Here is a 13090-nt window from a genome sequence, read left to right as displayed (position 1 = left end):
TGTTATGACGCATGAAGATAAGGTTTGGCTCAAGCACTACCCAAAGGAGATTCCTCATACGATTCCATATGAGGACAATACGCTTCATGACTACCTAAAGCAAGCTGCAAGTAAGTATGCTAGTACATCAGCATTGCATTTCCTTGGAAAAGAGTTAACGTATGAAGAGCTTTACAATCAAGCTAAACAGTTTGCAAATCAGCTTCAGTCTCTAGGGATTCAAAAAGGAGACCGTGTCGCGATTATGCTTGCAAACTGTCCCCAATCGGTTATCAGCTATTACGGGGCTTTAATGATTGGCGCCATTGTAGTGCAGACGAACCCTTTATATGTTGAAAGGGAACTTGAGCATCAACTGGTTGACTCAGGTGCAAAAGTAATTATTTGTCTTGATTTAGTATTTCCAAGAGTGCAGGCCGTTCGCAGTAAAACCAGCTTAGAACATGTCATCGTAACGAGCATTAAAGATTACTTACCATTTCCGAAAAATCTCTTGTATCCACTCGTGCAAAAAAAGAAAATGGGTATTAAAGTTGAAGTTGTGTACGACGATAAGACGCTTGCTTTTAAAAATTTCTTAAACCAAGGGTCTACAAAAGAGGTAAATGTCGAAGTGGATCCTACCGTTGATTTGGCGTTATTACAATACACAGGAGGTACAACCGGCCCTGCTAAAGGTGTAATGCTGACACATGCAAACCTCGTCATTAATACATCTCAATGTATGGCGTGGATGTATAAGATGCGCCCTGGCAATGAAAGAATGCTTGCAGCTTTGCCGTTCTTCCACGTGTATGGTATGACGGTCATCATGAACTTCTCAATTATGGGAGGGTTAACAACTGTTATCCTGCCGAAGTTTGAAGTGAAAGATGTACTAAAAACAATCGAAAAGCAAAAGGTTACGTTATTTCCAGGTGCTCCTACCATGTATGTGGCACTCATTAATGACCCTGATATACAGGAATATGACCTTTCATCGATCGAAACATGCTTAAGTGGAGCAGCTCCTCTGCCGCTTGAAGTTCAACAAAAATTTGAGCAGCTCTCAGGTGGTAAACTCGTAGAAGGATATGGGTTAACTGAAACCTCTCCAGTTGCTATTTCTAATTTAATTTGGGGAGAGAGGAAAACAGGAAGTATCGGTCTGCCGTGGCCGGATACCGATGCTGCAATTATTTCTGCTGAAACAGGCGAAAAAGCTGATTTTGGAGAAGTTGGTGAAATTGCCATCCGCGGTCCTCAAGTGATGAAAGGGTACTGGAACAGGCCTGAGGAAACTGCTAAAGTGTTTAAAGATGATTGGTTCTTAACCGGTGATATGGGTTATATGGATGAGGAAGGCTATTTCTACATTGTTGATCGTAAAAAAGATATGATCATTGCAGGCGGCTTTAATATTTACCCACGGGAAATTGAAGAAGTGCTTTATGAGCACGATGCGATTCAAGAAGCTGTCATTATCGGGGCTCCTGATGAGTATCGCGGGGAAACCGTCAAAGCATTTATTGTATTAAAGCAAGGGAAATCTGTCACAGAAGAAGAACTTGATCAATATTGCCGCAAGCATCTAGCTGCATTTAAAGTGCCAAAGGTATATGAATTTAGAGAAGAACTGCCAAAAACACTTGTCGGTAAAATCCTGAGACGTGTTTTGGTTGAAGAAGAAAACAAAAAGCATGAAGCTAAAAAAGCAAGCAGTGAATAGAGTGATGAAGGAAACTGTCCGACTTTCGGGCAGTTTTTTTATGAGTGTGAGTATGTTAATAAAGGACAAATTTCGACTAGATCGCAGGAAAATTTTAAAAAATCACAAAAATCTATTTAAAATTGAATCATTATTCATTACAATGTAGAAGAGAGAGAGGAAACGTTTATAAGGAAAGGGGAGCGATGAGGAGGCCAATTAATGTCGACAGTAACAGAACATGCATGGGTTGGACGTTATCACAAGGAAATTCCAGCAAATATCGAATATCCTAGTGTTTCACTACACGAATTAGTTGAGCAAGCTGCACATAAATATCCGAACAATACGGCGTTAGAATTTATGGGGAAGTCGCTTACATACAGTCAATTTGACTTAGAAGTAAGAAGGCTCGCCAATCATCTTCAGTCCTTAGGTCTTAAAAAAGGTGAACGCGTAGCGATTATGCTGCCGAACTGCCCGCAAGGAGTCATTGCTTATTTTGCAACATTACTAGCCGGAGGAGTAGTCGTTCAAACCAATCCGCTGTATGTAGAGCGAGAATTAGAACATCAACTATCTGATTCAGGCGCCAAAATTATCTTATGTTTGGACTTGTTATATCCAAGGGTAATGAAGGTGAAAAATGCAACGTCAGTCGAACATATTATTGTAACCGCTATCAAAGATTACTTGCCGTTTCCAAAGAATTTGATTTATCCTTTTATCCAAAAGAAGAACACAAAGATGACGGTCAATGTGGAATACTCTTCTACTGTCCATCCGTTTCTGCCCTTTGTTAAGGCAGGAAGCGACAAGCGTCCTGAGGTAGATGTGGACCCAAGAGAGGACCTAGCCTTGCTGCAATACACAGGAGGGACTACGGGCCTTGCAAAAGGAGTTATGCTGACTCACCGTAATCTTGTAGCGAATACGATTCAATGCCGTCATTGGATGTACAAAATGAAAGAAGGCCAAGAGCGTACGTTAGCTGTGCTGCCATTCTTTCACGTATACGGCATGACTGTATCAATGAATCTTACGCTGATGAACGGGAATGCACTTCATATTGTTCCGAAGTTCGATCCAAAAGAAGTCTTAAAAATTATTAACAAAAAACGAATTACAATCTTTCCAGGTGCACCAACGATGTATATCGGCTTAATTAATCACCCTGATGTCAAGAAGTATGACCTGTCGTCGATTGAGGCGTGTATCAGCGGTTCTGCTTCATTGCCTCAAGAAGTTCAACAGAAGTTTGAAGAGCTGACAGGCGGTCGGCTTGTTGAAGGATATGGTCTGACTGAAGCATCACCGGTGACACATTGTAACTTGCTATGGGGAGACCATCGCCAAGCAAGTATCGGATTGCCGTGGCCGGATACAGAAGCTGTTATTCTCTCAATGGAAACAGGGGAACCTGTGGAGCAAGGAGAAGTAGGGGAGCTTGCCGTTCGAGGCCCGCAAATTATGAAAGGGTATTGGAACCGCCCGGAGGCTACTCAAGCAACGATGCAAGATGATTGGCTTCTAACGGGTGATATGGGCTATATGGATGAGGAAGGCTATTTTTATATCGTTGATCGTAAAAAGGATATGATTATTGCTGGTGGTTTTAACATTTATCCTAGAGAAATTGAAGAAGTGTTATATAACCATGAGGATATTCAAGAAGCAGTAGCTATTGGTGTACCGGACGAATACCGCGGGGAAACTGTGAAGGTATTTGTCGTCCTTAAAGAAGGCAAGCAGCTTACTGAAAAAGAGTTAAATCAATACTGCCGTAAACATCTGGCTGCTTATAAAGTACCAAGGTTATATGAGTTCCGTGAAGAGCTCCCAAAAACAATTGTAGGTAAAATTTTAAAGCGAGTACTAATCGAGGAAGAAAAAGAGAAAACCGCTGCATTGAATCAAGAAAAATCTAGTTGATGACCATTCAATTATGAAAATGGTGGATTGACAGTCTTGGTTTTTTCCACTAGAATAAGAGATATGAATGAATACTCATTCATTTTAAAGGAGCGACAAAAGTGGGAAAGAAAAAAGGACCAAAATACAACCAGATTATCGATGCAGCTGTAACGGTTATTGCTAAGCACGGTTATCATCAGGCACAAGTAGCGAAGATCGCCAGAGAGGCGGGAGTTGCGGATGGAACGATCTATCTTTATTTCAAAAATAAAGAAGACATTTTGACCTCTTTATTTGAAGAGAAGATGGGACGTTTTGTAGAGACCATTCGAACAAAGATTGAGTCTTGCCAAACCGTGGATGAAAAATTCCTCCTTCTAATGACCACGCACTTTGAACAATTAGAAGCAGATAAGCAGCTCGCTATCGTCACACAACTAGAGCTTAGACAATCAAATACGGACCTTAGACTAAAAATTAATGATATCTTAAAAGGGTATTTAACCTTGATGGACGAATTAATTACTGAAGGGAAAGAAAGCGGTTATTTTGACCCTGAGTTAGACAATCGCCTAGCGCGTCAAATGATTTTCGGCACGTTAGATGAAGTAGTTACAAATTGGGTTATGAAAGACTGCAAGTATGACCTGAGTGCTCTAGCAAAACCCTTACACCAAATGCTTTTGGGAGGTTTTTGTAAAAGGTAGATAAGAATGGAGTGGAAGGAATGGATTATATCAAGCTTGATGTTAGCGAACATATTGCGACCATAACGTTAGCTCGTCCGCCAGCAAATGCCTTGTCACGCGGCGTTCTATCGGAACTTGATGAAGCCTTTACTCAAATTGAACAGAATAATGATGTTCATGTTGTCCTCTTATGCGGCGAAGGAAGATTCTTTGCCGCAGGAGCTGACATCAAAGAGTTCACAGAGGTAGAGGATGGTGCAGCTTTCACCAAACTAGCCCTGCAAGGTCAAGTTCTATTTGATCGTATTGAAGCATTTAAAAAACCTGTTATTGCAGCTATTCATGGTGCAGCACTTGGCGGAGGATTAGAACTTGCTATGGCTTGCCATATTCGTCTGGCAACAGAAGATGCAAAACTTGGTCTTCCAGAATTGCAGCTTGGATTAATTCCAGGATTTGCAGGAAGCCAGCGATTGCCGCAGTATGTTGGCCGTGCTAAAGCGACCGAAATGCTTTTGACTAGTGATCCGATTACAGGGTCTGAGGCAAAAACATTAGGTCTTGTTAATTCGACTCATTCTGAGCAAGCGCTCATTGAAGATGCAATGGCGTTAGCGAAAAAGATTGCCAAGAAAAGTACAGTCACAACACGATTAACTTTAGAGCTGCTGCAATTTGGCATTGATGAGCAGTACAAAGCTGGAGCGAAGCGAGAAGCTGAACTTTTTGGACTTGCATTTGATTCAGAGGATGGAAAAGAAGGCATACAAGCCTTTATTGAAAAGCGAGCACCTAAATTCCAAAATAAATAGTTTACTAATTCTAGGAGGGAATAAAGCATGAACATTTTCGTCTTAATGAAACGTACTTTTGACACTGAGGAAAAAATTGCGATCTCAAACGGTCGAATTGATGAAGGTGGAGCAGAATTTATTATTAATCCATACGATGAATATGCCATTGAAGAAGCGATTGTACTCCGTGATGAACATGGCGGAGAAGTAACGGTTGTAACAGTTGGTGAAGAAGAAGCAGAAAAAGAACTACGTACTGCTTTAGCAATGGGTGCAGACAAAGCTGTATTGCTTGATAGCGAAGATGTAGATGAATTGGATCAATTTACAACAGCGTCAATGCTTGCTGCTTACTTAAAAGAGCAAGAGTATGACATTATCTTAGGCGGAAATGTGGCGGTTGACGGAGGAAGCGGACAAGTTGGTCCTCGTGTAGCTGAACTATTAGAAATCCCGCAAGTGACAACGATTACAAACCTTGAAGTGGCGGACGGAGCAGCAACGATCGTTCGTGATGTTGAAGGAGACGAAGAAACAGTAGAAGTATCTCTTCCTGTGCTTGTAACTGCTCAACAAGGTTTAAATGAGCCACGTTACCCATCACTTCCTGGTATTATGAAAGCAAAGAAAAAGCCATTAGAAACACTTGATTTAGATGATCTTGACTTGGATGAAGATGATGTAGAAGCAAAAACAACGACACTTGAGATCTTCTTACCACCAGAAAAGCAAGCAGGAAAACTATTAGAAGGCGACCCGCAAGCGCAAGTAAAAGAGCTCGTATCACTTCTAAAATCTGAAGCAAAAGTCATTTAATTGGAGGGATTATCATGGCAAAGAAAGTACTTGTAATCGGAGAAGTTCGTGACGGAGAATTACGTAATGTATCATATGAAGCAGTTGCTGCCGGAAAAGAAGTGGCAGATGGCGGAGAAGTAGTAGGGGTTCTTTTAGGAGAAGATGTAAGCGGTTTAGCTGAAAGTCTTATCCACTACGGTGCAGATCGTGTAATCGTTGTGAACCATGCTGACCTTAAAACATACACAACAGATGCTTATCAACAGGCATTATTGCAAGTTCTTGATGTAGAGAGTCCAGAGGGAGTTCTTCTTGGACACACTTCATTAGGTAAAGATGTTTCACCGCGTCTAGCGATGAAATTAAATGCGGGGCTGATCTCTGATGCGATCTCTGTTGAGATGGACGGAGGAGATGCGGTATTCACGCGTCCAATCTATTCTGGTAAAGCATTTGAGAAAAAGAAAGTAAATGAGGGAGTTGTTTTTGCAACGATCCGTCCAAATAACATTCCGCCGCTTGAAAAAGATGAGTCAAGAAGCGGAGATGTTTCGAACTTAACAGTAGATATTAAAGATCTACGCACAGTCATTAAAGATGTGGTTCGTAAAGCAACAGGCGGTGTTGATCTTTCTGAAGCAAAAGTAATCGTAGCTGGCGGCCGTGGAGTAAAAGGGAAAGAAGGCTTTGAGCCGCTGCAAGAATTAGCAGACCTACTAGGCGGTGCGGTTGGAGCGTCTCGTGGAGCGTGTGATGCAGACTATTGCGATTACTCACTGCAAATTGGTCAAACGGGTAAAGTCGTGACACCAGATTTATATATTGCGGTTGGTCTTTCAGGTGCGATTCAGCATTTAGCTGGTATGTCTAACTCTAAGGTCATTGTAGCAATTAACAAAGACCCAGAAGCTCCTATTTTTGAAGTGGCTGATTACGGTATAGTCGGCGATCTATTTGAAATTCTTCCAATCCTGACAGAAGAGCTTAAAAGCACATTAGTTTCTAACTAATGACCCTTTAAGAAAGTCCATAGACGCATGGGCTTTCTTTTTTTATCACATAGATTATAGCGGGGCATGTTTTAAAATTATTCATTCGGTTATTTTAATACTAGGCAGGGGATAATAATTGCGAGCAACTTATTCGCCAATTTAATACGTCAAATGGTATAATCAGACTGTAAATTATTTTGTTGAGAATTAAAGGAGGCTTTTTTGATGGCTATCGTAAACGTAACAGATCAAACATTCGCAAGTGAAACAAGTGAGGGAGTCGTTCTTGCAGACTTTTGGGCACCTTGGTGTGGACCTTGTAAAATGATTGCACCTGTTCTTGAAGAATTAGATGCAGAGATGGGCGATAAAGTAAAGATTGCTAAGTTAGATGTAGATGAGAACCAAGAAACAGCTGGTAAATACAGCGTCATGAGTATCCCTACTCTTCTTGTTTTTAAAGATGGAGATGTAGTAGATCAAGTTGTTGGGTTCCAGCCGAAGGAAGCATTAGCTGAACTTCTAAACAAACACCTATAATTCATTATGAAATCGCGCCCTCAAAAGAGAGCGCGATTTTTTGCTGTGCTTGCTGCTTCATACTTGATATTTTTTTAGATGTCGCTAACAATAGAGTGAGAGAACATATGTTTAGATCTTGCAGCCAATAGGTTAGAGCTATCGGATTTACAGCAATAAGTTTCGCTGTAATGGAGAGGGGGAGACATGTAAGTGAATCAGAAAGATGGAAATTACCTGAAGGAAAAGCTAGCGGTCTTGCCTGATCAGCCTGGCTGTTATTTAATGAAAGATCGTCAAGGAACCATTATCTATGTAGGGAAAGCAAAGGTTTTGAAAAATCGAGTGCGATCTTATTTTACTGGTTCTCATGATGCGAAAACACAACGGCTTGTTAGTGAGATTGTGGACTTTGAATATATTATGACCTCATCAAATATCGAGGCGCTTATTCTCGAGATGAACTTAATAAAAAAACATGACCCAAAATACAATGTCATGTTAAAAGATGATAAATCGTATCCGTATTTAAAAATAACAAATGAAGAACATCCGCGGTTGATTACAACAAGAAACATAAAAAAAGACGGCGGGAAGTATTTTGGTCCTTATCCTAATGCAGGAGCGGCTAACGAGACGAAAAAGTTATTAGACCGCTTATATCCATTGCGTAAATGCAGAACGATGCCCGATAAAGTGTGTTTATATTATCATATCGGTCAATGTTTAGCGCCGTGTGTTTATGAGGTCACAAAAGAGCAAAACCAAGAGATGGTTCAAGAAATCACTAAATTTTTGCGTTCAGGTCATGATGAGATTAAAGAAGATCTTACAGAGAAGATGATGAAAGCCTCAGAAGAGTTGAATTTTGAGCGGGCCAAAGAATTAAGAGATCTATTGCAGCATATGGATCAAGTCAGAGAAAAGCAAAAGATGACCATTAATGATCATATTAATCGAGATGTATTTGGCTTTGCTTATGATAAAGGCTGGATGTGCGTGCAGGTGTTCTTTATACGTCAAGGAAAGCTGATCGAGCGTGATGTGTCGATTTTTCCATTTTATAAAGAAGCTAAGGATGATCTGCTTACATTTGTAGGGCAGTTTTATCTTCAAAAAGATCATATTAAGCCAGCGGAAATACTCCTGCCAGAAGAGGTAGATCGTGAATTGGTTGAACAATTATTAGAAGTGAAGACAGCTCATCCGAAACGAGGTAAGAAAAAGGAGCTGCTGGATTTAGCCAACCAGAATGCATCTTTTGCGCTAAAAGAAAAGTTTTCTTTAATTGAGCGGGATGAAGATCGAACGATCAAAGCAGTAGAACGATTAGGAGAAGCGATGGGGATTGCAACTCCTTATCGCATAGAAGCTTTTGATAACTCAAACATTCAAGGAACAGATCCTGTCTCCGCAATGGTGACCTTTTTAGATGGGAAACCAAGCCGCAAAGATTACCGGAAATACAAGATCAAGACAGTGACAGGTCCAGATGATTACGGTTCAATGCGCGAGGTTGTAAAAAGGCGCTATGTGAGGCTGCTGCAAGAAGAAAGACCGCTGCCTGATTTAATTGTCATTGATGGAGGAAAAGGTCAGATTGCTTCTGCGCAAGAAGTAATCGAAGATGAATTAGGGCTCTCTATACCGGTTTGCGGACTTGCTAAAGATGAAAAGCACCGTACCTCACAATTATTAATGGGCGACCCTCCGGTAGTCATTCCGTTAAAAAGAGACAGCCATGAATTTTATTTACTTCAAAGAATACAAGATGAGGTTCACAGGTTTGCGATTACCTTTCATAGACAAACAAGGTCAAAAACCTTCTTTCAATCTGTGCTTGATGAGATCCCTGGTGTAGGAGAGAAACGAAAACGCCAGCTGCTCAAGCATTTTGGGTCCGTGAGAAAAATGAAGGAAGCGACGATTGAAGAATTAGCAGTAGAAGGGGTGCCAAAGAACGTAGCAGAAGCTATATATGAAAAGCTGCATGAGAAAGATTAAATTTCTTGTTGCAACATACGTTATCCTCTGCTAGAATGAAAAACAATTAAATATGCCGCACTTCAAAACAATGAAGTGATGGTAGAGGAGCGAAAACCATTAGTAAGCCAGTCGAGAACGATGAGGTTCTTTGACACTGGTTAAAAGGGGAATTCGCCGAAGTTTGTATAGACCTCATAACTATACATGCTGGACTTATCTCGAATAGGGGTAAGGCTGTCACTTGACTATACCCAATAGTCTTGTGGAGAACTATCTCACGTGAGAAAGGGAGTAGTGTGGTACCTGTACGGTATGACAAGCAACGGTGAGGGGTTTTCCTTATTGTTGCTTTTTTTGTACGCAAAAAGGTATAACACATCCAGTCGATCAAAAGAATCGCGCGTGAAGAGATTGAGAGGATGAGGCGAAATGGCAAGGATTGTACAAAAATATGGCGGAACTTCAGTTGGTTCTGTAGAAAAAATTGAAAATGTTGCAGACCGTGTTACACGAGCAGCAGAGGCAGGGAGTGAGTTGATTGTTGTCGTTTCAGCGATGGGGAAGTCAACGGATCAGCTTGTCAGTTTAGCAAGTGATATTACGGATCATCCAAGTAAGAGAGAAATGGATATGCTTTTATCCACGGGAGAACAAGTGACGATCTCCTTACTTACAATGGCACTCTTAAAGCGCGGGGTAGATGCCGTATCTTATACAGGCGGTCAGGCAGGTATTTTAACAGAAGCATCTCATGGAAATGCAAGAATACAAGAAATTGATTCAGAACGGTTAACAAATCAGCTTGAAGCAGGCAAAGTACTAGTTGTGGCAGGTTTTCAAGGTGTAACAGAAGATGGCAGCATTACAACACTTGGAAGAGGCGGTTCAGATACAACAGCGGTTGCGCTGGCTGCAGCTGTAGGGGCAGACCGTTGTGAGATTTATACAGATGTAACCGGAGTATTTACGACGGACCCACGTTATGTGAAGAAGGCACGTAAACTGCAGGCGGTATCTTATGATGAAATGTTAGAGATGGCAAACTTAGGAGCAGGTGTACTTCATCCAAGAGCGGTAGAGTTTGCGAAAAATTATGAAGTTCCATTAATGGTTGCATCAAGCATGGTAGAAGAAACGGGAACAATGATTGAGGAGGAAGTTACAGTGGAGAAAAATTTAATCGTAAGAGGGATTGCATTTGAGAATGATGTTACAAAAGTAACAGTTGCAGGTCTGCCAAACCGTATGGATACCCTGCCAAAACTATTTTCTATTTTATCAAGCAACGGAGTAAATGTAGATATCATTATTCAAAACCAATACGACGAAGATCATGTAAATATCTCATTCTCTATTACTCAATGCTCACTGAAAGAAACAGTAGCACGCTTAGAGCAAGCAAAGAATGAACTTGAATTTGAACACTTATATCATGAAGAAGATCTTGCAAAAGTATCGATAGTAGGGTCAGGCATGATTTCAAACCCGGGTGTGGCTGCTACAATGTTTGAGGCCCTAGCTAAAAATGAAATATTTATTAAAATGGTCAGCACATCTGAGATTAAAGTGTCGGCTGTTGTATCTGAAGACGATATGGTGATGGCAGTTGAGGTCTTACATGATGCGTTTAAATTAGACGAAGTACATGAAGAAGAACAAGCGGCACAATTAGTATAAAGGAAAAAGCGATGCACTCATGCATCGCTTTTTTTACGCTTCAATCGTGTCATGCAGATCGGACTCGACTTGAATATGAATAATCCCTTTTTTCTTTGTCTGAGTAGCAGCAGTATAAGAGGACAGCCATGTTTCTACTTGCTGGGCTAGAAATCCTGCCTCTAATTGATAACTGCGGTCATCGTTTTTATCCATCCATTCACCGCGAAGCTCAAATACCCGTTCTTGCTTTTTTTCTTTTACTAATGACAGGGTACCCCAATTTGCTTTTTCAAAAAAATCGATGGTTTCCTCGATTGTATGTAACGGGTACTTGCGAGCAAGGGCTTTTCCAACCCAGTACAAAATAGAGTCATGCTCTTGCCCGAAGACCTCCTTTAAAATATCATTTCTAAGTAAATCGTAACCGAATGTCTCGTCTCTAAATTCCATGTAGAAAAACACCTCTCCTCTTCTTATATTATAAAAGGTCTCTTTCTAGCTGTCCAAATGAATATAGAAGGAATCTCAGAAGTATTGGGAGGTAATCGTAGGGAAATATAAGGAAAAGTGCTTACTTTTTTCCTAGCGCTTATAGTTTCTCTAATACGGAAATGGTATACTTAAGCGCGAATGAATACGGAGGTACTACACGATGAAATTAGGGTTAAGTCAATTTCTTTCCCCCTTTAGGGTTATTATCATTTCTTATATCATAGCAATGATTGTCTTTAGTATCCTTCTTTATCTACCTATCTCACATAAAGAAGGAGTCGACCTTACATTCTCTGAAGCGTTATTTACGTCTGTAAGTGCGGTAAGTGTGACTGGGTTAACGGTGGTAAATGTGTCAGAGACGTATAGTTATATCGGTGTATTCTTTCTTGCATTGGCTATTCAGCTTGGCGGAATTGGCATTATGACACTAGGCACATTTGTATGGATGCTTTTCGGAAAGAAAATCAATTTATCTCAGCGAATGCTGATCATGGTCGATCAAAACCAAAATAAATTTTCAGGCCTAGTGAATTTGATGAGAGGTATTCTTTTTGTAGCTTTAATCATCGAGTTAATTGGGGCATTGATTCTAGGTACATATTATATACGCTATTTTGATACGGTTGGGGAAGCCTTCTATCAAGGCGCATTTGCTTCATTAAGTGCATTTACAAATGCGGGGTTTGATGTCACAGGGCAATCGTTAATTCCTTTTGCGAACGATTATTATGTACAGCTTGTTGTGATCCTGCTGATTTTTGCTGGTGCGATTGGGTTCCCTGTGTTAATGGAACTGAAGGAGTATTTCTCTAAAGATAACCCTCATTTTAAATTCAGCTTGTTTACGAAGATTACAACGACTACTTATTTTGCTGTTTTTATTATTGGGGTTATTGGAATTTGGGCGCTTGAGACGGGATCATATTATGTAGGTCTTGAGTGGCACCAGCAGTTATTTTATTCCATCTTTAATTCAGCCACCACGAGAAGCGGCGGCCTTTCGACCATGGATGTGTCGGAATTAAATATTGCCACATTATTGTTTATGTCTGCCCTTATGATTATAGGGGCCAGTCCTTCAAGTGTGGGCGGGGGAATTCGAACGACGACGGTCGCGGTCATGTTTTTAACGATTAAAAGCTTCGCCCTGGGTAAGGACGATGTAAAAGTATTTGGAAGAGAGATTCATCCTGAAGATCGTCAAAAGGCTTTTATTGTTCTATCCGTGTTTCTAGTCATGTTGTTTGCAGCTGTTACTTTAATTGCTGCATTTGAATCGCAAAGTGATATCACGCTTTTAGCTATTATTTTTGAAACTGCCTCTGCGTTCGGAACATGTGGCTTATCATTGGGGATTACACCTGATTTATCGTTGCCTAGTCAGTTTGTATTAATGGTATTAATGTTTATTGGGCGGGTTGGACTAATCGCCTTCTTATTCTCTATTAGACGAAGAGAAACGAAGAGTCATTTTAAATATCCAACTGAGCGGATTATTATTGGTTAAAGAACAAAATTTCCTGTTTTATCCTGAGAAATTCAGGGTATACAGGATTT

At 40.6% G+C, this 13090-nt stretch carries 11 protein-coding genes and 1 riboswitch; of the genes, 10 read left to right on the top strand and 1 reads right to left on the bottom strand.

All coding sequences use genetic code 11. The features are described 5' to 3' along the window. Nucleotides 1-4 precede the first annotated feature (4 nt). The 9 genes from PQ478_RS16905 to PQ478_RS16865 all read left to right on the top strand — a co-directional run bounded on the left by PQ478_RS16905 (nt 5) and on the right by PQ478_RS16865 (nt 11056). Nucleotides 5-1708, top strand: a complete 1704-nt coding sequence (locus tag PQ478_RS16905; protein ID WP_075681396.1) for a long-chain-fatty-acid--CoA ligase — start codon at nt 5-7, stop codon at nt 1706-1708. Nucleotides 1709-1909: 201 nt separating this feature from the next. After that, nucleotides 1910-3619 (top strand): long-chain-fatty-acid--CoA ligase, encoded by a 1710-nt coding sequence (locus PQ478_RS16900; RefSeq protein ID WP_075681394.1) that lies wholly within the window; start codon nt 1910-1912, stop codon nt 3617-3619. A 101-nt stretch (nt 3620-3720) separates the two neighbouring features. Further along, nucleotides 3721-4308, top strand: a complete 588-nt coding sequence (fadR, locus tag PQ478_RS16895; protein ID WP_012959976.1) for a fatty acid metabolism transcriptional regulator FadR — start codon at nt 3721-3723, stop codon at nt 4306-4308. A gap of 20 nt (nt 4309-4328) precedes the next feature. Beyond that, nucleotides 4329-5102, top strand: a complete 774-nt coding sequence (locus PQ478_RS16890; protein WP_022628804.1) for an enoyl-CoA hydratase — start codon at nt 4329-4331, stop codon at nt 5100-5102. 27 nt (nt 5103-5129) lie between these two features. Continuing rightward, nucleotides 5130-5900 (top strand): electron transfer flavoprotein subunit beta/FixA family protein, encoded by a 771-nt coding sequence (locus PQ478_RS16885; protein WP_012959974.1) that lies wholly within the window; start codon nt 5130-5132, stop codon nt 5898-5900. A gap of 14 nt (nt 5901-5914) precedes the next feature. Further along, nucleotides 5915-6892, top strand: a complete 978-nt coding sequence (locus tag PQ478_RS16880; protein WP_022628802.1) for an electron transfer flavoprotein subunit alpha/FixB family protein — start codon at nt 5915-5917, stop codon at nt 6890-6892. 207 nt (nt 6893-7099) lie between these two features. Further along, nucleotides 7100-7414, top strand: coding sequence for a thioredoxin (trxA, locus tag PQ478_RS16875; RefSeq protein ID WP_022628801.1), 315 nt, complete (start codon nt 7100-7102; stop codon nt 7412-7414). A 192-nt stretch (nt 7415-7606) separates the two neighbouring features. Then, entirely contained in the window at nt 7607-9397 is a 1791-nt protein-coding gene (gene uvrC, locus PQ478_RS16870; RefSeq protein ID WP_289234934.1) for an excinuclease ABC subunit UvrC, read from the top strand. Between the two features lie 74 nt (nt 9398-9471). Next, a riboswitch (Lysine riboswitch) is annotated at nt 9472-9660 on the top strand. Between the two features lie 148 nt (nt 9661-9808). Beyond that, entirely contained in the window at nt 9809-11056 is a 1248-nt protein-coding gene (locus PQ478_RS16865; protein WP_289234933.1) for an aspartate kinase, read from the top strand. Nucleotides 11057-11089: 33 nt separating this feature from the next. On the opposite strand, the gene PQ478_RS16860 is transcribed toward PQ478_RS16865, so the two are convergent. Next, nucleotides 11090-11488 carry a YslB family protein gene (locus tag PQ478_RS16860; protein ID WP_289234932.1) on the bottom strand — a complete coding sequence of 133 codons (399 nt, stop codon included), beginning with the start codon at nt 11486-11488 and terminating at the stop codon, nt 11090-11092. Between the two features lie 202 nt (nt 11489-11690). On the opposite strand from PQ478_RS16860, the gene PQ478_RS16855 reads away from it, so the two are divergent. Beyond that, nucleotides 11691-13040, top strand: coding sequence for a TrkH family potassium uptake protein (locus PQ478_RS16855; RefSeq protein ID WP_289234931.1), 1350 nt, complete (start codon nt 11691-11693; stop codon nt 13038-13040). Nucleotides 13041-13090 lie beyond the last annotated feature (50 nt).

Origin of the sequence: Alkalihalophilus pseudofirmus (genome assembly GCF_029094545.1) — a bacterium.
GTDB lineage: Bacteria > Bacillota > Bacilli > Bacillales > Bacillaceae_D > Alkalihalophilus > Alkalihalophilus pseudofirmus.
This window is presented reverse-complemented; position numbering and strand designations above follow the sequence as displayed.

Excerpts from the sequence above, each read along its gene's own strand:
- PQ478_RS16890 (WP_022628804.1), top strand. The coding sequence starts at position 4,329 with ATGGATTATATCAAGCTTGATGTTAGCGAACATATTGCGACCATAACG.
- PQ478_RS16880 (WP_022628802.1), top strand. The coding sequence starts at position 5,915 with ATGGCAAAGAAAGTACTTGTAATCGGAGAAGTTCGTGACGGAGAATTA.
- PQ478_RS16865 (WP_289234933.1), top strand. The coding sequence starts at position 9,809 with ATGGCAAGGATTGTACAAAAATATGGCGGAACTTCAGTTGGTTCTGTA.
- PQ478_RS16885 (WP_012959974.1), top strand. The coding sequence starts at position 5,130 with ATGAACATTTTCGTCTTAATGAAACGTACTTTTGACACTGAGGAAAAA.
- PQ478_RS16860 (WP_289234932.1), bottom strand. The coding sequence starts at position 11,488 with ATGGAATTTAGAGACGAGACATTCGGTTACGATTTACTTAGAAATGAT.
- trxA (WP_022628801.1), top strand. The coding sequence starts at position 7,100 with ATGGCTATCGTAAACGTAACAGATCAAACATTCGCAAGTGAAACAAGT.
- PQ478_RS16855 (WP_289234931.1), top strand. The coding sequence starts at position 11,691 with ATGAAATTAGGGTTAAGTCAATTTCTTTCCCCCTTTAGGGTTATTATC.
- PQ478_RS16900 (WP_075681394.1), top strand. The coding sequence starts at position 1,910 with ATGTCGACAGTAACAGAACATGCATGGGTTGGACGTTATCACAAGGAA.
- PQ478_RS16905 (WP_075681396.1), top strand. The coding sequence starts at position 5 with ATGACGCATGAAGATAAGGTTTGGCTCAAGCACTACCCAAAGGAGATT.